This is a genomic window from Candidatus Binatia bacterium, assembly GCA_029243485.1.
GTDB lineage: Bacteria > Desulfobacterota > Binatia > UBA12015 > UBA12015 > VGTG01.
This window is the reverse complement of sequence record JAQWRY010000032.1, coordinates 21,512-44,266: the sequence shown is the minus strand read 5'-3', so window position 1 is coordinate 44,266 and position 22,755 is coordinate 21,512. Positions and strand designations below refer to the sequence as shown.

Annotated in this window: 21 protein-coding genes and 1 pseudogene; 8 read left to right on the top strand and 14 right to left on the bottom strand. The window is 65.4% G+C overall.

The window, feature by feature from the left end; genetic code table 11:
* Positions 1–5: 5 nt before the first annotated feature.
* Positions 6–2,192, top strand: a complete 2,187-nt coding sequence (locus P8R42_10620; GenBank protein ID MDG2305090.1) for a nitrate reductase — start codon at positions 6–8, stop codon at positions 2,190–2,192.
* A gap of 88 nt (positions 2,193–2,280) precedes the next feature.
* Here the strand turns inward: P8R42_10620 and P8R42_10615 are convergent, their stop codons facing one another.
* Entirely contained in the window at positions 2,281–3,264 is a 984-nt protein-coding gene (locus P8R42_10615) for a DUF4105 domain-containing protein (protein ID MDG2305089.1), read from the bottom strand.
* Between the two features lie 79 nt (positions 3,265–3,343).
* Here P8R42_10615 and P8R42_10610 point away from each other — a divergent pair, with 79 nt between their 5' ends.
* The gene (locus tag P8R42_10610) at positions 3,344–4,234 is read left to right on the top strand and encodes a hypothetical protein (GenBank protein MDG2305088.1); all 891 of its coding nucleotides are present in this window, start codon (positions 3,344–3,346) and stop codon (positions 4,232–4,234) included.
* A gap of 4 nt (positions 4,235–4,238) precedes the next feature.
* Here P8R42_10610 and P8R42_10605 read toward each other — a convergent pair whose 3' ends face one another.
* The 6 genes from P8R42_10605 to P8R42_10580 form a co-directional block, all read right to left on the bottom strand.
* Positions 4,239–5,078 (bottom strand): adenylate/guanylate cyclase domain-containing protein, encoded by an 840-nt coding sequence (locus tag P8R42_10605; protein MDG2305087.1) that lies wholly within the window; start codon positions 5,076–5,078, stop codon positions 4,239–4,241.
* Between the two features lie 22 nt (positions 5,079–5,100).
* A complete protein-coding gene (locus P8R42_10600) occupies positions 5,101–5,544 on the bottom strand; it encodes a hypothetical protein (GenBank protein MDG2305086.1) in 444 nt (147 codons plus the stop codon).
* 203 nt (positions 5,545–5,747) lie between these two features.
* The gene (locus P8R42_10595) at positions 5,748–6,203 is read right to left on the bottom strand and encodes a gluconate 2-dehydrogenase subunit 3 family protein (protein ID MDG2305085.1); all 456 of its coding nucleotides are present in this window, start codon (positions 6,201–6,203) and stop codon (positions 5,748–5,750) included.
* 58 nt (positions 6,204–6,261) lie between these two features.
* On the bottom strand, positions 6,262–7,866 hold the full coding sequence (locus tag P8R42_10590) for a GMC family oxidoreductase (GenBank protein MDG2305084.1): 1,605 nt from the start codon (positions 7,864–7,866) through the stop codon (positions 6,262–6,264).
* 42 nt (positions 7,867–7,908) lie between these two features.
* Positions 7,909–8,871, bottom strand: coding sequence for an SDR family NAD(P)-dependent oxidoreductase (locus tag P8R42_10585; protein ID MDG2305083.1), 963 nt, complete (start codon positions 8,869–8,871; stop codon positions 7,909–7,911).
* A 114-nt stretch (positions 8,872–8,985) separates the two neighbouring features.
* A complete protein-coding gene (locus P8R42_10580) occupies positions 8,986–9,645 on the bottom strand; it encodes a helix-turn-helix domain containing protein (protein ID MDG2305082.1) in 660 nt (219 codons plus the stop codon).
* A gap of 44 nt (positions 9,646–9,689) precedes the next feature.
* Between P8R42_10580 and P8R42_10575 the strand changes: the two genes are divergently transcribed.
* Together P8R42_10575 and P8R42_10570 are read left to right on the top strand one after the other, a co-directional pair.
* Positions 9,690–10,787 (top strand): zinc-binding dehydrogenase, encoded by a 1,098-nt coding sequence (locus tag P8R42_10575; GenBank protein MDG2305081.1) that lies wholly within the window; start codon positions 9,690–9,692, stop codon positions 10,785–10,787.
* A gap of 16 nt (positions 10,788–10,803) precedes the next feature.
* Positions 10,804–11,652 carry a PaaI family thioesterase gene (locus P8R42_10570; GenBank protein MDG2305080.1) on the top strand — a complete coding sequence of 283 codons (849 nt, stop codon included), beginning with the start codon at positions 10,804–10,806 and terminating at the stop codon, positions 11,650–11,652.
* Between the two features lie 15 nt (positions 11,653–11,667).
* Here P8R42_10570 and P8R42_10565 read toward each other — a convergent pair whose 3' ends face one another.
* The gene (locus P8R42_10565) at positions 11,668–11,856 is read right to left on the bottom strand and encodes a hypothetical protein (protein MDG2305079.1); all 189 of its coding nucleotides are present in this window, start codon (positions 11,854–11,856) and stop codon (positions 11,668–11,670) included.
* A gap of 77 nt (positions 11,857–11,933) precedes the next feature.
* Between P8R42_10565 and P8R42_10560 the strand changes: the two genes are divergently transcribed.
* The gene (locus tag P8R42_10560; protein MDG2305078.1) at positions 11,934–12,692 is read left to right on the top strand and encodes an N-acyl homoserine lactonase family protein; all 759 of its coding nucleotides are present in this window, start codon (positions 11,934–11,936) and stop codon (positions 12,690–12,692) included.
* 4 nt (positions 12,693–12,696) lie between these two features.
* On the opposite strand, the gene P8R42_10555 is transcribed toward P8R42_10560, so the two are convergent.
* The 3 genes from P8R42_10555 to P8R42_10545 form a co-directional block, all read right to left on the bottom strand.
* Positions 12,697–13,359: an HAD family phosphatase gene (locus P8R42_10555; protein ID MDG2305077.1), complete on the bottom strand. Its 663-nt coding sequence runs from the start codon at positions 13,357–13,359 to the stop codon at positions 12,697–12,699.
* On the bottom strand, positions 13,356–13,907 hold the full coding sequence (locus P8R42_10550) for a hypothetical protein (GenBank protein ID MDG2305076.1): 552 nt from the start codon (positions 13,905–13,907) through the stop codon (positions 13,356–13,358). Before P8R42_10550 ends, P8R42_10555 begins: the two co-directional genes overlap by 4 nt.
* Before the next feature lie 77 nt (positions 13,908–13,984).
* On the bottom strand, positions 13,985–15,115 hold the full coding sequence (locus tag P8R42_10545) for a hypothetical protein (GenBank protein ID MDG2305075.1): 1,131 nt from the start codon (positions 15,113–15,115) through the stop codon (positions 13,985–13,987).
* Between the two features lie 75 nt (positions 15,116–15,190).
* On the opposite strand from P8R42_10545, the gene P8R42_10540 reads away from it, so the two are divergent.
* Positions 15,191–16,975 carry a CehA/McbA family metallohydrolase gene (locus P8R42_10540; protein ID MDG2305074.1) on the top strand — a complete coding sequence of 595 codons (1,785 nt, stop codon included), beginning with the start codon at positions 15,191–15,193 and terminating at the stop codon, positions 16,973–16,975.
* Positions 16,976–17,009: 34 nt separating this feature from the next.
* Positions 17,010–17,951 carry an alpha/beta hydrolase gene (locus P8R42_10535; GenBank protein ID MDG2305073.1) on the top strand — a complete coding sequence of 314 codons (942 nt, stop codon included), beginning with the start codon at positions 17,010–17,012 and terminating at the stop codon, positions 17,949–17,951.
* Between the two features lie 9 nt (positions 17,952–17,960).
* On the opposite strand, the gene P8R42_10530 is transcribed toward P8R42_10535, so the two are convergent.
* Both P8R42_10530 and P8R42_10525 read right to left on the bottom strand, forming a co-directional pair.
* Positions 17,961–18,917, bottom strand: a complete 957-nt coding sequence (locus P8R42_10530) for an NAD(P)-dependent oxidoreductase (GenBank protein MDG2305072.1) — start codon at positions 18,915–18,917, stop codon at positions 17,961–17,963.
* A 309-nt stretch (positions 18,918–19,226) separates the two neighbouring features.
* A pseudogene (locus P8R42_10525) lies at positions 19,227–19,764 on the bottom strand (DDE-type integrase/transposase/recombinase).
* 389 nt (positions 19,765–20,153) lie between these two features.
* Here P8R42_10525 and P8R42_10520 point away from each other — a divergent pair.
* Complete coding sequence (locus P8R42_10520; protein ID MDG2305071.1) at positions 20,154–21,050, top strand: phytanoyl-CoA dioxygenase family protein; 897 nt, start codon at positions 20,154–20,156, stop codon at positions 21,048–21,050.
* Between the two features lie 34 nt (positions 21,051–21,084).
* Here P8R42_10520 and P8R42_10515 read toward each other — a convergent pair whose 3' ends face one another.
* The gene (locus P8R42_10515; GenBank protein ID MDG2305070.1) at positions 21,085–22,746 is read right to left on the bottom strand and encodes a sulfatase-like hydrolase/transferase; all 1,662 of its coding nucleotides are present in this window, start codon (positions 22,744–22,746) and stop codon (positions 21,085–21,087) included.
* Positions 22,747–22,755 lie beyond the last annotated feature (9 nt).

Below are 22,755 nucleotides of genomic sequence, written 5' to 3'. Positions count from 1 at the left end.
TTTCGATGTTCCTGCACACACACGACGGCCCTCTAACGCGCGACCTCTTGCGCTCGCCCGGTCGCTACGGCCTCGGTCAGCTCCCGCGACGGCTCACCCCGGACTCGACGACGCGAACGGTCTGCGGCTTCTGCTCAACAGGCTGTGCGCTCACCGGCCATCTCCGGGACGGCCAAGCGATCAACCTGTCGCCGGCGCCCGACTATCCGGTAAACCTCGGCATGGCCTGTCCCAAAGGCTGGGAAGCACTCGCCCCCCTCGATGATCCGGGACGCGCGACGCGAGCCCAGGTGCGCAACGCGCGAGGGGAATGGGAACCGGTGGGATGGGACCCGGCTCTGCGCGAGATGGTGCTGCGGTTCCGTGCCGTCGCGGAGGAACATGGCTCTGAGGCGCTCGCGTTCCTCGGGACCGGCCAGATCCCGACCGAGGAGATGGTGTTCCTCGGGGCCCTCGCCAAGTTCGGAATGGGGATGAAGCACGGCGACGGGAATACGCGCCAGTGCATGGCGACGTCTGTCGTCGCGTACAAGGAAGCCTTCGGGTTCGACGCGCCGCCGTACACCTACGCGGACTTCGAAGAGTCAGACGTGATCGTGTTGGCCGGGTCGAATCTCTGCGTCGCGCACCCGATTCTCTGGGAGCGGATTTGCCGCAACCGGCACGCGCCCGAGGTCGTGGTGATCGACCCCCGCCGGACCGAGACGGCCACGGCCGGGACGCAGCACTATCCCATCCGGCCCAAGTCCGACCTCGCGTTCTACTACGCGGTCGCGAGCGTCCTCATCGACCGAGGCTGGATCGACCAAGCCTACGTCGACGCCCACACCGAAGACTTCGAGGCATTCGCGTCGCATGTGCGCCCGTTCACGCCCGACGCCGTGGCCGCGTCGATCGGACTCCCGGCGGAATCGGTGCTCCGCCTCGCCGAGACGATCCACACCGGGCGACGGGTCTCCTTGTGGTGGACGATGGGCGTCAATCAGAGTCACGAGGCGGTGCGAACGGCGCAGGCGCTGATCAATCTCGCCCTCCTCACGGGGAACATGGGACGCCCCGGGACCGGTGCGAACTCCATTACCGGGCAGTGCAATGCGATGGGCTCACGCCTCTTCAGCAACACCACCTCGCTGTTCGCCGGACACGAGTTCACGAACCCGGACCACCGCAGCAAGATCGCGGGTATCCTCGGGATCGACGAGAAGAGGATCCCCCGGGAGAACGGCCTGCCCTATGATGGCATCCTCGAGGAGATCCGAGCCGGCCGGATTCGCGCACTCTGGATCATCGCGACAAACCCGGCGCACTCCTGGATCAACCAGACCGAGTTCCGCGAGACGCTGAGCAAACTCGACGTGCTCGTCGTTCAAGACCTCTACGCCGACACCGAAACGGCGCAGCAAGCCGACATTCTGCTGCCCGCTGCCGGCTGGGGCGAGAAAGACGGAACGTTCATCAACTCGGAACGGCGCATCGGCCTGGTAAAGAAGATGCGCCAGGCACCGGGCGAGGCGCTCGCCGACTTCCACATCTTCCGCCTCGTGGCCGAATACTGGGGTGTGGGCGAACTGTTCGACGCCTGGCAGACGCCCGAAGACGTGTTCCGCTCGATGCAGGAGATGTCCGCCGGTCGCCCGTGCGACATTACGGGCATCGCCGGCTACGACGCGATCGAAGAAGAGGCCGGAATCCAGTGGCCGCACCCCACCGGCGCCGTGGAACCCGAGCGAGAACGACGGCTATTCGAAGACGGACGCTTCTTCACGACGACGGGGCGCGCGCGCTTCTGCTTTGACCCGCCAAGACCACCGGAAGAGAACGTCGACGCGGCGTACCCGTTCGTCCTCATGACCGGCCGCGGGTCGTCGAGCCAGTGGCACACCGGAACCCGCACCGACCGATCCCCCGTCCTACGAAAGCTCCACCGCCCGGACCTCTGGATCGAAATCCACCCCGACGACGCCGCCCACCTCTCCATCTCTCCCGAAGAAACCGTCGTCGTCCGCTCCCGCCGGGGCTCGCTACGCGCCCGCGCCGTCGTCCGCGACACGGTCCGCCCCGGCCACGTCTTCCTCCCCATGCACGACCCGAAAACCAACCACCTCACCCACCCCACCTTCGATCCCCACTCCCACCAACCCTCCTACAAACACTGCGCCGTCTCCCTACGCAGAAGTGGGGACGTTGGTTAGTCTCGGCGAAATGTTTAATCGTGGAAGAAGTGCCGCTCGAACGGAGTCCGAGGCGTCGAGAAAGTAACGACTAAAGAAACGGGCGAGACTAACGAGCATCCCCACCTGGGGAGCGGATTTGGGTGGAGAAGGTTGGGGAGGTGTCGGCGGCGTTGGCGCGATCGACGATATTGGCGCGGCGGCGAACTTCGGGGAACGGAAGGCTCGTGTCGATGACGCCGGATTCGTAGGCGAGTTCGTCGAGGTAGCCGTTCACGAGGAAGCGGTAGTCCCACGGGCCGCTCGCGCCGATGGCCGCCGTGTGGTGGCGGATGGTCGTCGTGCAGTTGTGTGTGGCGGCGTTGTACCAAACGGCTTGGTCAGCCAACTCGTTGATTCGCGCGACGTAGTCCAGAAGCAATCGACGCGCGGTCTCCGGGGTGGTGTCGAGCGGGTAGAGGTAGACGTCCTCCCCCCGGTAGTTCGTGCGGACGCGTACGACATCCCGCTCGTCGGCGACCACGTAGTAAAGCTCGAACTGGCGAAAGAAGCCCAGAACCGCTGAGTACTCCTCTCCCTCCTCCTTCCGAGTCTCGATCGAGATCGCGAGTGGCGGGCCATCCTCGAACGTCCACGTCATCATCGTATGCGCAATCAGGGGAGACGACCAGTAGGAGAGGAGCAGCCCGACCCCGCTGATCGCGGAAAGATCGTAGGTCCGGGTCTCCCAGACTTCGTCGAAATCCGTCTCGGAGCGGTAATCGAAGTTCCGAACGTTCTCGAAGGTCAGAAGGTCGCCGTCGAGGGACGCGCGCGGCATCTGCGCGACGGAGGGCTCCCACACGCGATCGTTGCTCGGGGCAATGGTGAACCACCACCCGACGACGAGCAGGAACAACACCCCGAAGACGCCCAGGGCCCGCCACATCGGCCGAACGATCAGAAACACCGCGAGCGCTGCGGTCGAGAACGCCACGCCGAGGGCCCCGGCGAGAGCGTGCGATTCGGGGCCGTCGATCCAGAGCGCCGCGACCGCCCAGGCCGCACAGCCGAGAACGACCGGAGAGAGAAGAATACCGAAGAGAAACTTCATCGACGCGCCGAATGTTGCAGAACCGGCCGGGCACGTCGACTGCTCCCCGTTTCCCTCCTCCGCTGGTAGAATGCGGCCGATGAGCGAATCTATCAGCCTCGCGCCGCCCTTCTGGGCACTGGGCCTGGTGGATCCCACGCCGGATGCGTGGACCAGCGACGAGAAAGGCGTGCGGACACGTTCGTCTGAGGGCCCCGGATTCAGCCTGGCTTCGGCCGCAGTCCCCGCCGCCGCATCGCTGGACGCGGCGCAGTTTCAGCGCGCGACGCAAGCCGCCTACGAGTCGATCCACAGGGAACTCCGCGGACACGACGCCGCCCGACCGATCCGGTTCTGGAATCTGATACCCGGAATCCTCGAACCACTCGAGCCGCTGCCGCATCGCTACATGGCGTTCAACGCAGGCCGCCATGCCGCGTATCTCCACTGGTACGAGCACCCCGAAGAGGTGGCGAGGCAGGCGGCGACGGCCAGCGCCGTCGGCCACGCCGGTTCGAGTCTCGTGATCCACTGCCTCGCAGCGACGGAGCCGGGGCGATCAATCGAGAATCCCAGGCAGACACCCGCACGCGAGTATTCCGCGCGTTACGGCCCGGTCCCGCCCTGCTTCGCACGAGCGACCCGGCTCGAGCGAAACGGCCCGAGCTGGCTCCTCATCGGTGGGACCGCGAGTGTCTGCGGCGAGACCAGCCTGCACGAAAGAGACCTGGTAGCACAGCTCGACGAGACCGTCCGGAACCTCCGCGCCCTTCTCGAGACCTCCTCCATGGGCCGCGCCATCCCGCGAAGCGTGCGCGCCTACTACGTCCGCGCACAAGACAAGCCCTTCCTGCAGAATGCCCTGGAGCGGCACTTCCCGGCCGCTGTCGACAAAGAGCTCGTTCCCGCCCAGCTCTGCCGCCCCGAGCTTCTCGTCGAGATCGAGGCGCTCTACGTGCACCTGACCGGACAAGCAACGGCGACCGCGTAACGCCTCAGGCGCCGCTCACGTCGTACACTTCGACCGGGCGCACCTTGCCCTTCATCTCGAGGGGCTCCAGTCGCACCGCGGACACGCCATCGAGTCCGGCGACGGCTTTGTACGACGTCGCCGACAGAAGCGTCTGCCCCCGTCCCACCACGGAGCAGAGCCGCGCCCCGACGTTCACCGTGTCGCCGAGGATCGTGTAGTCGATCCGCTCTTCGCTGCACCTCGCCCCCATCACGACCTCGCCCGTATTCACACCGATGCCGACCGCGACGTCCCACTTCGGGTGCTCCGACCGAAGCCGTTCCATCTCCGCTTGAATCTTGATCGCACAGCGGACGACATTTACGACCATGTCGTCCCCGCGAAACACCGCCACCAACTCGTCACCGACGTACTTGTCGATGTCCCCCCGGAACTCCTTCCCGAACGTGGCCTGCTCGCGAAGGAACACGTTGAGCATCTCCACGACGACCTCAGGCTCTCGCTCTTCGGAGAACGGCGTGAAACCACGAATGTCGGAGAAGAAGACGGTCACGCGGCGACGAACGCCGCCGAGCCGCCTCCGAACTCCCAGCGCCGCGTGACGTCGCCCGCTTCGTTCCCGACCGCCCGCGGTGAGACCGTCACCGCCGTACAGAACAAAGCGGGCCGAGGTATCGAACTCACCCGAGCCGAAGAACACGTCCACCTCGCCGCCGGCGTCGGGGTCGAACAGCCTAACGCGTATCGGCCCCTGGGTGTTGGCGGGCACATCGATCAAGACGACCTGCGCGAAGTCTTCGTGGGCCGCACCCGACACCGACGAGAGCGCGAGACCGAGGAGCAGAACACCGGCCAGCCACACGACGGCCGAGACCCGAGGCGGCTTACGCGGCCGTCGGAAGCCCCGGCGCGGACAAGACAGGCGATCCGAAACGGGAATCGCGATCGACCTCCACCGTGTACTCCACCGCGCCCTCCACGGCAGCCCAGCGCAAGAGCACCGTCTCCCGATAGTGAACGGAGTCATCGACCGAGCCGGTTGGGGCCGGCGGCGGCAGGAGATCCTTCGGTTCGGCCGGTCCCTCCTCCGACGACACCACGATTCCCTGGTTCCACCCGAGCGTCACTTCCGCGGTTCCGGACGACAGCTTGACCGGTTGCACTTCGTAGTTGGCGAACTTCGCGCCTTCGCCCTCGCGACGCGACCGCGTGAGGTCGCGCGCTTCGGTGGGAAGACGAAGTGCCCCGTTCGCACGGTCGCGCGCATCCTTCCGCCGACCGGCCTGACCATCACGCAGAGCCTCATCCCGATGCGTGGTCGCACGCACGAGCAGGTCGCGCCAGAGTTCCAGACTGCCTAGATACCGGCGTGAAAGATCACGAACATTCTGGCCTGGTTGAACCTCAATGGTCTGCAGAGTGTCTTGCGCGGATCCCGCAACGGAAGAGGCGTACGACGTTAAGGCGACGACGAGACCGCCGATCGCCGCAGGAAGCCTCGCCCTACGCACCTGGTGCGCGGGGATTCAATTCAGCACTCCCGGTAGAGCCGCCCGCGACTTCGCACGCTCTCGAGCAGCCGCGGATCGAAAGGCTCGAGTTCATATCCCTTCGGATGCGGCGGACGGGCCTCGCGCCCGAGCGCGACGAGAACCTCGGGGTGCTCGTAGTAGGCGACGTACGTCGGGAACGCGAGCATCGGCACCAGCACTGAGCCGGCGTCCTCGACTTGCCCGAGAATCCTCTTCCGGTCGCCGGGCGCGAGTGCGCTGAAGGCGTCTCCGCATTCGCCACGCGCGACGCGGTCGAGCGTGGCAAGACCGGCCTTGAGCGCGTCGAGAACCACCGGGTGCTTCGCGAGCGCGACCGCGACGATCCCTGCGAGGCCGAGGTCTCCGGCGCCGGGCATCCCGCGGTCCGGGTTCGGCGGGATGACCTCGTTCAGGAGCCCCGTGAGACCGCGCCGTTCGTCGTCGGACAGGTTCACGGAACTACTCTATGAGGAATCCGCTGCGACGCTCAACGGCTGGCGGGGCCGCGAGGCCTCAGTCGAACAGATTGGCCAGGTTCTTCTTCATCCGGTCGGCCACGTACAGCGCCAGTGCCTGGATCGTGCTCGTGGGGTTCACCCCTCCCGACGTCACGAAAATGCTGCCGTCAATGATGAAGAGGTTGCGCACATCATGGCTGCGGCCCCACTCGTTCACCACCGATGTCGCCGGATCCCTGCCCATCCGAGCGGTCCCCATGAGATGCCAGCCGGCGACGCTCAGGGGCGAGTTCACCTGGGTATCGCGCGCCCCGGCCGCCGCGAGGACCTCCTGCGCGCGAGCGACACCGTGCGCGAGCATCTTCTCGCTGTTGTCACTCAGGCGGTAGTTGATCTTCGGCGCGGGGATGCCGTCAAGGTCCGTCAGCTCGGAGTCGAGCGTGACACAGTTCCGTTCCTCCGCGAGATCTTCGCAGATGGCCAGTAAGCTCGCGGTGCGATCGTAAACGTTCGCGAAACCGTCGTGATGCCCATCCCCCCATGGAACACGCCCGGTACCCATCCCCGACAACGCAGCCGAAACCGGCCCCATCCCACGCACCGCCTCAAACGAGTAGCCCCGCGTGAAACCACGCTCGAGATCGGTCTCGTAAAATTCCTGACTCATGATGCTGCAGCCGGTCGGGCCCTTGTAGCCCTCCAACGGCTCGTCGAAGAATCCGACGACCATGCCGTAGGGATGGAACATGAGATTCTTCCCCACGAGTCCACTGCGATTCGCAATGCCATCAGGGAACGCCAACGACTTCGAGTTGAGCAGCAACCGCGGCGTCCCGATGCCGTTACAGGCGACGATCACGATCTCGGCCCGCTGCCGGCACTCATTCCCGGCTTCGTCGTAGTAAAGGACACCGTCGGCCATGCCGTCCTCGCGAAGGAGGATCTCGCGCACGCGACAGTTCGTCCGGACCTCGACGCCCTGCCGCACCGCTTCGGGCCAGTACGTGATGTCGGTGCTCGCCTTGGCACCTTGAGAGCAACCGCTGATGCAGGGCCCGAGATTCACGCAACGATCACGACCGCGGTATGGTTCCGTCGCGATCGCACTGTCCGAAGGCCACCAGTGCCAACCCAGCTGATTGAAACCGCCCGCGAGTCTCTCGCCGAGTTTGCCGAGGGGCACCGGGGGGAGCGGCATCCCCTTTGGCGGATACGCCGGATCGCCGGCGAGACCGGCCACGCCCATCATCCGATCGTTCTCGGCGTAGTAGGGTTCGAGCGTCTTGTAGTCGATCGGCCAATCCTCACCGACGCCGTCGAGCGTGCGTGTGCGGAAGTCCGAGGGGTGGAGCCGCGGGAAGTGGCCCGCGTAGAGGATCGTGCTGCCGCCGACTGCGTTGAACATCGACGCCTTGATCGGCGATTCGCTGTCGTTGACGGGATAGTCCTCGGGGCGGCCGCGGTCATTCGGACTCACACTGAAGTCGCCCAGGGCCCGCGCCTCCCAGTCCATGCCGGTCGTCGGGTAGGTGGCCGGGTTCATCCACCCGCCCTGCTCCAGGCAGACGATGCGCATCCGCGTGTCGGCAAGACTCCAGGCGAGCGCCGCGCCTGAGGCGCCGGCCCCGATGATCAGAACGTCGACGGTTTCTTCAGCCACGAGCGCACTCTTGCAGCGAGCACGCCGACCGACAAGTCCCGGTCAGAAGTTGAAGTTTCCGCCCTGCGTGAAGCGCTGCATGAAGGACGCATCGTAGGCCGACTCGGGCTCCTCACGCACCATCTTGTCGAGAAGCTCGGCATCCTTGCCGACCAGGATGCGCCATTTCTCCTCGCGAACCCCATCGAGGATCACGTTCGCCGCCTGGGCGGCGGTCATGGGTGCGTTGTCCCGGAATCCTTCCATCCGCTGATGAATCGCCTGCCGAATCTGGTCGTCCGTAACGCCGTCGGCCGGCATGCCCATGCGCTTCATCTGATCGCGAACCGGCGCGAGATCTTCTGCGCCCATCTCCGACGGCGGCGGCTTGCCGAGGATGCTGCGCGAGTTGTGGGCGATCGACGTGCCGACGTGGCCCGGCATCACGAGGGCAACTTTCACGTGCGGCGCATTGATCTCACAATCGGTCTTCAGCGCTTCTGTGAAGCCCTTCACCGCAAACTTTGCCGCGCTGTAAGCCGTGTGCGGGGTCGCGGGGCCCATGCTCGCCCAGAAGCCATTTACGCTGCTCGTGTTGCAGATGACGCCTTCCGGCGCGGCGACAAGCAGAGGAAGGAACGCACGCGCACAGTAGTAGACGCCCGACCAACAAACCGAGAACGTCTTTTCCCACTCGGCGCGGTCTCCGTCGACGAAGCCACCGCCGCCTGCGATCCCGGCATTGTTGAAGAGCAGGTGAATGTGGTCAGTTCCGTGAGCGGCGAGGACGCCGTCGCGAAACGCGAGCACCTGCGACTCATCGGAGACGTCGCACTCATGCGTCGAGATGCGCACACCGTCCGGCGCGACCGCGCGGCACGATTCCGCCGCCTCGGCCATGTTCTCGGCGATGACGTCGCAGATCGCGACGTGGGCGCCTGCCGCGGCGAGTTGAACGGCGAGTTCCCGGCCCATCCCGGTTCCGGCACCCGTGACGACCGCGAGCCTGTGGCGAAAGTCCTTCATTGGATTTAGTCCTCCCTTAAGGGTCTCCAACAGTTGGGGGTGGGCGCGCGCAAGCGCAGCCCACTCGAAGCTTCGCTCAGTCGAGGATCGAGAGCTCGCAATCCCCCCGGTTGGTCACGCCCCTCCGTCTCGCTCGAACTCCTCCACCAACTCGGGCCAGCCATCAGGCCGCAACGCACCGAACAGGAAGAGCCGCTTCAACTCACGCGCGAACCGTGCCGTCTCGACCTTGGCCTCTTCCTCCGACCGGGTCCGTTGGCGCGCCATGAGGGACCAGACCAGCGGCGCCGCAATGCCGATCACACCGAACATCTCGGCATCGATCCCGTCCTGCGTTCGGGGACTCTGCGCGAGCCGTTCGACCGCGCCCAAGTAGTCGCCCCAGCCTGGAGAAGAATCCGCATGCCCCGAGAGCATCTGGAACATCCAGATGCGGGCGATGTCGGGATGTTCGAAGAAGTACTCGACGAAGTAGTCAATCTGCTCACCGAACGGCCGCGGCTCGGCGAAAATGTTTCGCACCTCCCGCGCGAACTCCCCGGCGACGGCCTGGACCAGGTCTGCGCGCTTGGGAAAGTGCTGGTAAGCCGTACTGCGATTGAGTTCGGCTCGCTGCGCGACCGCAACGACGGTCAAGCCCTCCATCCCGCGCTCGGCGATGAGCTGCCGGGCGGCGGCGAGGAGTGTCGCGCGGCTCGCCTGCGCGTCGCTGCGTAGGGGGCGCGGCGTGACGTCGGCTCCGGGCATCGGCCCGAACATACCCGTTTGCGCCATCGAACTACAACACTTATGTTGGATTTTGGACGGAGGAGCCCGCGATGACGCTACCGAAGACCAGCTTTGCGATGGTGCAGACGGCCGAGCGCAAACTCGAACCGATGGACCTGCCCATCCCCGAGATCAGCGACGACTCCGGGCTCGTTCGTATCGAGGCCTGTGGCATCTGTGGCAGCGACTACGAGCAGTTCGAGGGCGTTCTCAAAACACCGATGCCGGCCGTTCCCGGCCACGAGCCCCTCGGTGTCGTCGCCGCCATCGGCGATCGCGCCGCGAAACGCTGGGGCGTCGACCTCGGCGATCGGATCGCCGTCGAGACGATGCTGTCGTGCCGCCACTGCAACCCGTGCCTTCAGGGCTCGTACCACCTGTGCGACTCGCGCCGGATCTACTCCTACATCCCACTTGCCGATGAACCGGGCCTGTGGGGTTCGTACGCACAATACATGTACCTCGATCCGAACTGCATCGTGCACAAGGTCGACAAGAACCTAGCGGCCTCGACGGCCGTCATGTTCAACCCACTCGGCGCCGGCTTTCGGTGGGCAGTCGAGATCCCGAAGACCAAACCCGGCGACACCGTCGTGATCCTCGGTCCGGGCCAACGCGGATTAGCCAGCGTGCTCGCCTGCCGCGAAGCCGGAGCCGCCAACATCATCGTCACCGGGCTCGAAGCCGATGCGCAGAAGCTTGAGATCGCGCGAAAGTTCGGCGCGCACGCGACGGTAGACGTGCAGAACGAGAACGCACGCAATCGCATTCGCGAGCTCACGAACGGACGCGGCGCCGACGTCGTCGTCGACGTGTCCTCCTACGCGGTCGAGCCCGTCGCAGAATCACTCGACTACGTACGCATGGGCGGCACCGTGGTGCTCGCGGGAGTGAAGGGCTTCAAGGAGATCCCCGGATTCATCTCCGACAAGATCGTCATGAAAGAGGTGTCGATCCACGGCGCGATCGGTGTGACGAGCACGGGATACGCGAACGCCATCCGACTCCTCGAATCGAAGAAGTACCCGGTCGAGGCCATGCATACGCACGACTTCGGACTCGCCGACGCCGAGCTCGCGATCCGCACCCTCGCGCGACAGGTACCCGGCGACGAGTCGATTCACTCCTGCCTCATCCCGCAACACTAGCTAGCTAGGAGTCTTTGTGGACCAAGAGATCAAAAGCTGGGTCGAGGACTCGCCTTACGGCCAGGCCCTCGGCGCTCGACTCGACGAGCTCGGCGCCGAAAGCGCCCGAATCTCCCTGCCCTACAAGGACGACAACTCCAATCCCGGCAAGGTTCTTCACGGGGGGTGTGCCGCCTCTCTCGGCGCCATCGGTGGCCAGGTCCTCGCGCGGGCGGCACTCGGCTCGGAGTCCGGGCCCTGGCACACTGCGCAGATGCAGGTGAGCTACCTGTCCGCCGCGATCGGGCAGGACGTGGTCGCCGAGGCGGAGCTTCTTCGACGCGGCAAGGAGCTGTGCTTCGTCTCGGTCGTCCTCAAGACGTCCGAGGGAAAACCGATCGCGCGTACCGTCTCCACCGTTCGCGGACGCTTCGGCGCCGCGCCCACCGAAACCGTCGTGTCGAACGGCGACCACGGCGAGTCGGATCCGGGAACGATGGGCCCCCACATCGGAATGATCCCCTTCATCGGCAACCGCGGGATCCAGGTGGAACACATGAAGGGTGGAACGTCGCGACTCGTAATGCCGTGGCTCGAAACGAACGCCGATCGTACCGGCGGCGTCCACGAGGGCGCAGTCCTTGCCCTGCTCGACACGACCGGCGCGATGGCCTCGTGGGCCGAGAGCGGACCAGGGCGCTACAAAGCATCTACCGCGTCGATGCAACTCCAGAACCTCGGGCCGACACCACGGTGCGACCTCGTTGCGTACGGCCGCTGCGTGCAGCGAGACGCTGAGATGTTCTGGTCCGACGTCGAAGTCGGCAACGCCGCGGACGGTCGAATCAGCGCACGCGGAACCGTGCTCTACCGAATCGTGACCTGAGAAGCGGCAACGGCGTCAGCCGTCGGGCTCGTCCGACTCTGCGACCTCACGGCGTTGGCGCGCCGCATTCACAAACAGGAGAAGAGCTCCGCCGACCTGGATGACGACCGCCGGCACGCGGTACTCTTCACCGCCGAAATAGTACACGCCGACGCCGGCCGCGAACACGGCCAACCCGGCGCGCAAGAGAAGGCTCGTTGACATCGGCCTCAGAGCTAGGGGAGTCCGCGGCACTTGTCGAGGAGTTGCCGCGCGCACCCGAAACACCGTAGCGTCGCGCTGTGTCCGTCCGACTCTTTGCCTTCACCTGCGGCTGGCTCGAGGGAAACCTCGACCTCTTCGTGCCCGAGGGGACCGGCCGGATCCGCGTGCCCGTTCCCAGCTATCTCGTCGAGCACCCCAAGGGGCGCGTTGTCTTCGACACGGGAATGCATCCGCACGTCCAAACCGACCCCGCGGAGCGCCTGGGTTTTCTGTCGAAGATCTTTCAGGTCGACTTTTCGGCGGGCGAGGAAGTCGGCGCGCGGCTCGAGGCCCTGCAGATCGCGCCGGATCGGGTCGAGTTCCTGGTGAACTCCCACCTTCACTTCGACCATGCCGGCGGCAACCAGCTGCTGCCGAACGCGAGGTGGGTCGTCCAGGAACGCGAGTGGAACGCCGCGCGCGATCCCGACCTGAGTGCCGGCAACGGCCTGGCCGCCGCCGACTGGGACCACGGCCACGACGTCCTCACGCTCGACGGCGAGCACGACCTCTTCGGCGACGGCAGCATCGTGTGCGTCCCCACCTGGGGCCACACACCGGGACACCAATCGCTCCGGGTCCGCCTCGACTCCGGCGATGTCCTCCTGACCGGCGACGCGTGCTACCTGCGACAATCTCTCGAGGAGCTGCTGATTCCTCAGGTCGTCCACGACAGCGAACAGATGCTCGCCTCGATGCACCGCCTGCGGGATTTGCAGGCACGCGGGGCGCGCATCTATTTCGGTCACGACCCGGAGTTCTGGAAGACCGTCCCACAGAGCACCGCGATCGTCTGAGGGCTCAGCCTCCGAGCGCGCGGACGACGTCCGCCGCGGACGCCAACACCTCATGCGCCGAAGCGAAGTCGGCATCGCGCGACAGCGGACGCGGGATGACGAGACAAGGCATCCCCGCAGCCGTAGCCGCGCGGAGCCCTCGCTCTGTGTCCTCGATCGCGAGACAGCGATCCGGGGCGAGACCGAGACGCGCAGCTCCGGCCAGGTACGGATCGGGGTGGGGTTTGTGACGGTCGTAGTCACCGTTCGCGAGCACGAAGTCGAAGTACGCCAAGAGCTCTGTAGACCGATGGATGCGATCGAAGTGCGTGCGCTGCGAACTGGTGACGATCCCCATGGGCAGGCGACCGTGCAGCGCCTGCAGGCTCGGGCGCACCCCGGGCAGAACCCTGACCCCCGTGTCGATCAGCTCCGCGTATCGAACGTCGCGTTCGGACCGAAGGGATTCGATCTCGGCGCCGTCGAGCCCCTTCTCTTCCGCGAGGACGAATACGCTTCCCCCCTGACGCAAGCTGATGTCCTGGAAGAGCGCCTCGGTGAGCGTCACGCCGACGCCCGCGAGAATCTCCTGGTTCGCACGAAGGTAGAGCGGCTCGGTATCAACGAGGACGCCGTCGTTATCCCAGAGGATGCCTTCGACGCGCGAGAGCGCTGCTGCGGAACTCACTCGACCTCCTTGAACGAGATCGACTCGAGAAAGCGATTCAGGCCGGAGAGCGATTTGCCCGCCGGCGTGACTGCCATGAAGGTCACCATGCGATCGCCCACCAGGAAGAACTCAGCGCGCACTTCCCTCTCCGGGCCGCCGCCCCGCCGGGTGAACTCGAGGCGCCTCCCCTCCCAGCCGGCTCGCTCAGCCTCGCCGTACGACGTCTCCGTCTTGTCGCTGCCCTTGAGGAATCCCTCGCGCACGTTCTGGTACAGAGACTCGTCCGACATGAAGAACGTCGCGACCCCCGGCAGGTCGATGCGAGTGACGACGAGCTCCATGCCACCCTCGTCGAAGGCGAACGTCACCCGGGTCAGGTCGCCGACGATCGTGTCCGTAAGCGCGGTCTTTCGGTCGGGCTTGCCGGGCATCTGGACGGAGAAGGGCTCGTCCGGCGGTGAAACCGTGATCCAGGGCGCTTCGGGCTCCGCGTGCGAAAGGCCGACGGCCGACAGAACCGAAACCAAGGCGAAAAGGGGACCAAGAAGCGAAACCGAGATCGACACGCGCATCCCCCGACGATGCCGAGCCGCGCACCGATGTTCAACGGTCGCGGCCCGGAGACGCACCGCGCGGACCCGACTCAGGACTCCGGGTGGATGAGAAATGCCGGGACGGCCTCGAACTCCAGGGCCGCGGAAACCGACGTACAGCGCCCGGTAACCGGGTCAGGGTGACCGTCGGCGAGTCGCTCCAGCGCGTAGTGCATCCCGCCGCAGATATATCCACGCGCATCCGAGGCACTCCGCCCCGTGTGGTACTGCCCGATGTAGTGATCGTTCATGTGGGCAAACAGGCGGCCCGTATCGCGATAGAAGCCGAGCACCCCGCGCAGGCGGCCGTCGGGGAGCAGTTCGGCGCGGAGCCTCGTGTCGCGGTAGTACACATCACCGTCGATGACCTGCTGCTTGAACCGCAGGAGGACGTCGACCGGCTCGGTGGTCAGCACTCCGTTCTCGATCCGTCCGGGCGCGAAGTCGCTCCAGAACTTCGGCTCGTCGAGAACGCCGAGGCTCGTGCCTTGCGTCACATGCCCGACCCCATCGAGAGATACCGCGTCGCGACTCGACAAGAAGCGGACCGACACCGCGTCGTCGTTCTTCGGATCGTCGACGCCGTCGACTTCCAACAGGATTGGGAAGCCCTCGCGCACGTAGTTGTTGTTCTCGAAGGCCCGGTCGATGAGCCCCCCCGGGCGGTAGCCCGCCACACAGCCGACGAGGCGCCAGTACTGGTTGTCGATTCCGCTCTCCCCGTTCGGCCCAACGAAGTCGTCGTGCGCGCATCCGGCGGAGTCCGACTTGCGCGAAGTCTTCCCGTCGAGATCGAGTCCCGCGACCGCGGCCGGCTCGTCGAACGTTCGGAAGCCCGGATCCGCGTGCCGCTCGGGGTCCCGACACGTGTCGGGCGGGTACAAGAGCTTCTCGGCTGCGACGCGACCGAGCTCGTCGATCTTCGCCTCGAGCTCTCCCGCCTCGATGCCGTACTGCTGCCGTTCCGTTCGGTTGAGGCCATCAGGGCATCCGGCGTCCCCGACCGGCGGAATCCCACTCAACTTCGACACGACGAAACCGCGCGTCTCCGGCGCGGCAATCCGCGCGGACCGACCCGGCTCCGTCTGAGGCGCCTGCTCGGGCGGCGTCGCGCAGCTGACGAACGCAACCGTAGCGAGGGCCCAAAGGAAGTTTCGCGCACGACGGCGAGCGACGGCCATACCGACCGATCCTTCAGCCTTCGCTCGCCGAGTGCAAGTCGATTGACGCCCCCCACAACGTCCGGAGATCGACGAATGCGTACTTGGCCGCACCGCGCACTCTTTGGTACCGCTAGGACCTTCGTGGAGGCCCGTTCGATCAAACCGATTCTCGTCGGCCTACTCTTGGCGGCCCTGGTCGCACCCACCTCGCTGAGCCACGCGGCCGACGACGCCCCGCCCGCGAAAGGCACCCTGCGAATCTTCATCACCGACGGCGAGTCGGGCGCCCCCTCGCCGGCCCGATTGGAAGTCCTGGACGCTTCCGGTGACTCACATGTCCCGAGCGATGCGCTTCCTGCCCCCGGAGAGTGCAGCCGCGCAAAAGCGGTTCCGTGGTGGAACGAGCTCTCGTCGGACGAGCAGTTCCCGCGATCAATCGTCCTGCCATACACGCCGACCTCGAGCATGCACTTCTACGCCCTCGAGAACGGCGTCGAACTTCAGCTGAAGCCCGGCAAGTACGAGGTCGTCGCGCAGAAGGGACCCGAGTACCGCATTGCATCGACGACGGTGGAGATCGGTGCGGGGAAGACCGAAGAGCTCGCCCTGACAGTCGAGCGCTGGACCGACATGGCGAAGCGCGGCTGGTTCAGCGCCGACGATCACCTCCACATCACACGGACCTCGGCGCACGCGAACGAGTTCCTCGTTCGGTGGTTCGAAGCCGAAGACCTGAACGTCGCCTGTCTCCTCGAGATGGGCAGCTACAAGGGGCTCGTGTCCGCTCCGCAGTACGCCTTCGGGAAGGACGGCACGTTCCTCAAAGGCCGACGGCTTCTGGTCTCCGGGCAAGAGAATCCGCGCACATGGCTGCTCGGGCATGGCATCATCCTCGGCGCGGGCAACTACATCGACTTTCCGAAGCGGTATCTGATCTACAGCGAATACTGGCGTGAGGCGGAACGACAGAACGCGATCAATGGGTACGCCCACTGGGGTGTCGGGCCCGGGTTCGCTCTCGACCTGCCGGAAGGAAATCTCGAGTTCGTCGAACTCCTCCAGCGCGATGCCACGATCCTCGAGCCGTACTACCGAGGCCTGAACCTCGGTGCCCGGTTGAGCGCAACCGCCGGAGCCGACTATCCCTGCATCCCGTGGGGAGCACCCGGACGGAACCGCTTCTACACCCGGGTCGATGGCGCCCTCAGCGAGGCCTCGTGGCTCGAGGGCATTCGCCGCGGGCGAACGTTCGTGACCAACGGTCCCATGCTCGAGTTTCGGGCCGGCAATTCGCAGATCGGCGACACGATCGAATTCGATACTCCGCTGCCCGTAGCCCTCTCCTTCGTCGTCGAGTTCGACCCCGATCGCGACGCCGTGGATGCCGCGGAGATCCTGCACGACGGCCAGGTCGTCGCGACGCAGAGCAAGCTCGCTGGCCCCGGCCGCCTCGTCCTCGAGGCCACCGTCTCGATCACTTCTTCCGGGTGGCTGGCCGCTCGAACAGAGGGGAGAAAGCTGCGAGACGATCCGGAATTTGGCAAGCCGCTTCGTTCGATCGCGCACACGGCACCCATCTATCTTCGCCACCGCCCCCAGGAGAAACCCGATACCCCGGCCGCTCGAAGCGCGGCCGCGGCAAGCTTGGAGCTGCTCGAGAAGCTCGAAGCGGCGCTGATCGCAGGCTACCAAAAGCCGAAGAAGGTCTCCCCGATCCTGCTGGGCTTCGACGGCCGCCAGGTCCTCTGGAATGCAGGAACTCTGTTCGAGGAGATCGAAGAGAGCGTGGCCTTCTACGAGACGATCGCCGGCCCGAGCGAGTCCGTCGACCGGTCGCCTTCCGACGCCCCTGCCGCCGAGCCATCGCCGGCACCTTGACGTTCCCCGATATCTTCGCCAGCTTCGCGGCGCCATGACAGACCGCAACTACGACCCCGAACTCGCCCCGCTCGTCCCTCTGCTGCCGAAGCTCGGGATCGAAGACGTCGCGAAGGCACGCGCCAACCTCGTCGAACTTCTGGGCGCCATGCCGCGCACCGATCCGCCGGAGCACGTCGCCTGGGAGGACCGTTTGGTCCCCGGACCAGCGGGCGATCCCGAGATCCGGGTACGCGTGTACCGGCCCAAAAGCGGCGATGGCCGACCCGGCGTTCTGTACATCCACGGTGGTGGCTTCTGCGTCGGCAGCATCGACGCCGAGCACGAAGGAGCTCTTCGTGTTTGTGCGGACCTCGAGGCCGTCGTCGTCTCCGTCGGATACCGGCTCGCACCCGAGCATCCCTTCCCCGCCGGCTTCGAGGATTGCTACGCCGGTCTGCTCTGGGTGGCGGAGAACTTCGATGCGCTCGGGGTCGACCCGTCGCGAGTCGCCGTCATGGGAGGCAGCGCAGGAGGTGCGCTCGCCGCCGCGGTCGCGCTCGCCGCGCGGGATCGCAAGGGGCCGCGACTGTGCTTCCAGCTCCTTAACATCCCCGTGATCGACGACCGACTCGAAACCGTTTCGATGCAGCAGTTCACCGACACACCGATGTGGAATCGCCCGAACGCAGCGCTGAGCTGGCGCTACTACCTCGGCGAGAACCCCGGAGACGTATCGCCTTACGCAGCCCCCGGGCGCGCCACGGATCTCTCCGGCCTGCCCCCGGCATTCGTGTCGACGATGGAGTTCGATCCGTTGCGTGACGAGGGGATCCAGTACGCCCAGCGCCTCCTGCAAGCGGGCGTCTCGGTAGAACTGCACCAGTATCCAGGCACCTTTCACGGCTCGGCGGTGATTCAGACCGCGGCCGTGTCGCAGCGCGCGGGCGGCGAGATGACGGCGGTTCTGGCGCGGGCGTTCGGGCTCTCGACCTAGCGGGCCGGCTCAGCGGCCCTTCGGTCGCACTTCGTACCCCCGCACTTCCGGGTCCTCGTCTACCATCTCCTCAGGGAATCCGGCAGCGACGATCTCGGCTCCGCAGCCGTCCTCGAGTCGCTTGATGATGTTCGGCGAGAGTTCCCGCGCACCGTAGCGCTCGGTGCCGTCGTTGAAGATGTCGAGCAGCACCGGCGCCAACTCCAGCGGAACGCCCGCACGCTCGGCGACCGCGCTGAAGAGACCCATGTCCTTCACGACGAGATCCATCGTGACATTGATGTCGCGGCTGCCGTTCAGAATCACCTGACTCTCGGTCTCGTGAACGAACGAGTTCCCCGACGAGATGCGGATCGCCTCGTACGTCGTGTTCAGATCCATCCCTGCCTGCTTCGCAGTAGTCAGCGCCTCGCACAACGACACGAGGTTCGCCGTCGCGAGATAATTCGTCACGACCTTCAGCACCGAGGCCGAGCCCAACTCGCCGGTGTGCAAGATTCGGCGCCCCATCACCTGGAGAGCCGGCAACGCCCGTTCGAAAACTCCGCGGTCGCAGCCGGCGAAGATCGAGATGTTACCGCTCGCCGCCCGATGACAGCCACCTGAGACCGGACAGTCGATGGGCTTCGCGCCAGTCGCTTCGACCAACGCACCAAGGCGCTTTACCTCGGCCTCGTCGGTCGTCGACATCTCGGCCCACAGTTTCCCACCGCTGAGACCGGCAAGGATTCCATCCTCGGATTCCAGAACCGCTGCGGACGCGGCGGGATTCGGCAGACAGGTGATGACGAGGTCCGCCCAATCGGCCATCTGCCGCGGAGACGCCCCCCACCCGGCGCCCCCATCCAGGAGGGGTCGGGCCGCGGACTCGTCCAGATCCCGAACGACCAGGTCAAACCCGTTCCGCAGCAGGCTGCCGGCGAGTTTGCCACCGATGTTGCCAAGACCGATGAACCCGATTCGCATGCTGGTCGCCCCCTCGCTGTGTGTCGCCAAGCCACAGACGCTAGCGCGGAATTCCCCAGCCGCAAGAGGGCTCGCATCGACGCGTGGCCTCTGCCCAGACGCGCGGTTTTTCGGGAACCTTTCCAGCCAGGATCGATCGGATGCCCGTCATTACCCCATCATCCTCTCCGCCTTGTTCCTCGTCGCTGGCTGCGGAAGCAGCGACCGCTCTGGACCGAGCCGCCCGCGCCCGGTCCCGAGCCCACCGATCCGACCTGCGACGTGAGCTTCGACTCGACCTACGAGGCGATCCAGGACGTCGTCTTTTTACGTAAGCAGCTGATAGAATTCCTGCTTGTCGGTTCGGTGTGAGCGTTCGACCTTGCCATTGAGTCGGGGCGTGCGTGGCTTGATGTAGGCGTGCTCAATTCCGCGATCCGCCAGGTGCCAATGAAACAGCGCCTGGAACTCATGTCCGCGATCGGTGCGCACCATGTTGATGCGAAACGGAAACTTCTCGACGACGTAGCCCATGAAGGCGATCGCGTTCTGCTGGGTGTGGCGGGTGTAGACCTTGAGCGCACGAATGCAGGTCGCGTCGTCGATCGCGGTGTATTGGAAGTGCCTCGCAAGCTTCCCCCGCTTCCTCTTCAAGTTCAAAAACGTAACGTCTACTTGCACATGACGGCCCGGCACCTGCTTTTCGTAGCGATGGGTATGAATCGCGCGTCGCCCGACTCGGCCGGGGAGGCGATTCATCCCATGGCGCCCACAGGTGCGTTAGACGCTGGCATCGGAGATCCGAATGCCGTGATAGCGCTCCATGTACCAGACGATTCGGATGGGCCCGAGGTGGTACGTGCGGCGTAGGTGAAGGACCTTCTCGACGGCCTCAGGCGCAATCGCTGTCGGATAGACGGCGCCGACTGCTTTCTTTCGTGCTAGGCCCGCTCGACTTCGAGCTCGGTACTTGCCTCGCCAGACCTAGAACAGAGAACCGGGAATTCCGAAGTACCGGCAGGTCAGACGGATGTTTCCACCCCGGCCTGCATGCTCGAGGACACGCAGCTTGCGGCGGATCTCCCGCTCGTCATTGGACATGAGCGACCTCCTCTAGGCTTAGGGGTGAACCTCATACACCCAATTGTCCTAAGAGGTCTGTAATTCCTGCAGGAGGCGGACAAGGCCCAGCGCCGCCCATCGACTGCACGCACACCAAGCAGTAGAGAGAAGACACCCAACCCGGAGGACTCTGCATTGGCGATCAAGACCTTCTTCGACGCAACGGACACGAACGACACGCGCGAGCTACGCTTCATCCCAGCCGACCCCGCGAACGCCCGCACGCTCACCCGCGAACAGATCGAGCACTACAACGAGAACGGCTTCATCAGCGGCCTTCCCGCCTTCGACTCGGCGGAGATCACGCGGATCCGCAGCTATCTCGACGATCTACTGGAGAAGGTTCTTTCCGCGCAAGATCGTCGCAACTCGTATTCGATCAACGCCTACCACATGGTCTGCGCGGGAATTTACGACATGCTGCTGCAGCCGGTTCTGCTCGACTACGTGCAGGACATCCTCGGAACGAACTTCGGCTGCTGGGGGAACCACCTCTTCTGCAAACTCCCCGGCGACCCGATGCAGGTGCCGCTCCATCAAGACGGCGCCTACTGGCCGATCAGCCCGTCGCGTACCGTTACCGTCTGGCTCGCCGTCGACGAGGCGGACGAAGAGAACGCGGCGATGCAGTTCGTTCCCGGCAGCCATCTGCGCGGCGCGATCGACCACGAAGACCTACCTCTCGACGGCACGCGTGTCTTGAAGCGACAGGCCGTCGGGCCTGGAAGCCTGGGAGAGCGGTTCACCAACGCACTCGCAGCCGGCGAGGTCTCTCTGCATTCCGACTTGCTCCTGCACGGGTCCGAACGGAACGACTCCAACAGTCGACGCGCCGGGATGACCTTTCGCTACGCTGCCGCGGAAGTCGCGCCACTCCGAGGAAGCGAGTACTGGTTCGCTCCCTGCGTGCACTGTCGCGGCGATCTGCCGGCACACTGGCCGCATCGGCGGCGGCCCGACGGGGAACACCCAGAGAAGATGGCGGAGTTCTTCGGCGACTTCGACGGCCTTCCGCTTCCGAACGCGGGCTGAACTGCCGCCCTCGTCCCCCTCCGATCGGAGGCGTTCAGTTCGACCAGTAGATGTATTCGTCGTCCGCCGCGTCGGGGATCGACAGGTCCTTGTCGATGTTGATCGCGAATGATCCGCCCGAGGGCCAGCGGGAAGGCTGCTGCTCCGCGTTGTGAGCCGCGAGCGCGACCTGCAACTCCGCAAGTTTCTCCGGACGCTCGGCAGAAAGATCGTGCTGCTCCGTGGGGTCGGACCGCAGATCGAAGAGCCAGCTCCGCCCGGGCGGGTCGCTGACGTTCAGCTTCCACCCATCGACGAGCGCGCTCCTTGAGGCACCGCTGCGCCAGAAGAGCGCGTCGTGCGGTGCTCCCTGCGCCTCTCCCCGTGCGAAGGGAACGAGATCCACCCCGTCCATCTTCCGATCGGTGGGAAGGGCCGCACCCGCGGCCGCGGCCGCCGTGGCGTAGACGTCGAAGTGGTGTACCGGTTCGTCGACAGTCGTTCCGGGCGCGATCTTCCCCGGCCACTTCACGAAGTACGGCACGTGAATGCCGCCCTCGAAGAGGGTGATCTTCCAGCCCCGATAGGGATCGTTGACGTCGGGCAGACCAATGTAACCGGCGCCGCCGTTGTCCGACGTGAAAATCACAATCGTGTTGTCCTCGAGCCCGTTCTCGCGCAGCGCGTCCAGAACCTGTCCGACACCACGATCGAGAGCCCGAATCATCGCCGCGTACACGCGCTCGCGGTGCAGCTCGACGTGAGAAAGCGCATCGTAGTCTTCCTTCGAGGCCTGAAGTGGCGTGTGGGGAGCCCAATGCGCGAGGTAGAGGAAGAACGGGCGATCCTTGTTTGCCTCGATCATCTTGACGGCCTCATCGGTGTAGTAGTCCGTGAGATACCCGCCGGGCTCGAACGCCTCGCTGCCATTGAAGCTCGCGGCATACCGCATTCCCGCCCACAGGAATCGATCGATCGGATCGAAGTTCTGCTTAGCGTTCACCACCTGCGGGTCGTCCTCCTGCTGGTAGAGACCGCTGACCATGAGGAGGCTCTCGTCGAAGCCCTGATCCTCCGGCGCCATTCCGTTGCTCCGTCCGAGATGCCACTTCCCGATGTGCGCCGTGTGGTAGCCCTGCGCCTTCAGGAGTTCCGCGATCGTAATCTCAGAGGCAGGCATGCCCATGTCCTCGTAAGCGAGCGACTCGCCGCCGTCTCCCGGCATCCCTGGGCGCAATCGATCCGACGACTCGCCGGCGAGCATTCCGACGACCGTACCCATGCCCGGAGGCGTCGGCGTGAACTCAAATCCAAACCGCGTGCCGTAGCGCCCCGACATCAAAGCAGCGCGCGACGGCGCACACGTCCCATTGGCCGCGTAGCCGTTCACGAAGCTCGCGCCCTCCGCAGCGATGGAATCGATTCGCGGCGTCGGAACGGTCCCTCCGGCAACACCCCCGCCGCCGAAGGTCAGGTCGTTCCACCCGAGATCGTCGGCGAGAATCAGGACGATGTTCGGCGGCCGCTCCCCGGGCGCACCCGCGTCCGGCTCTCCGGCCTGCCACTCGACCGCAACGTTGGGTCCCACGGAACCGCCCATGTCCATGGCGATCCCGACCGCGGTCAACACCAGGGCGGAGCGATTCAACCACGCCGCACCGAGTAGGAGTGCGAGAACCAGTGTGACTTTGAGAGCGACTCTTGTGATCTTTTTCACGACTCAAGG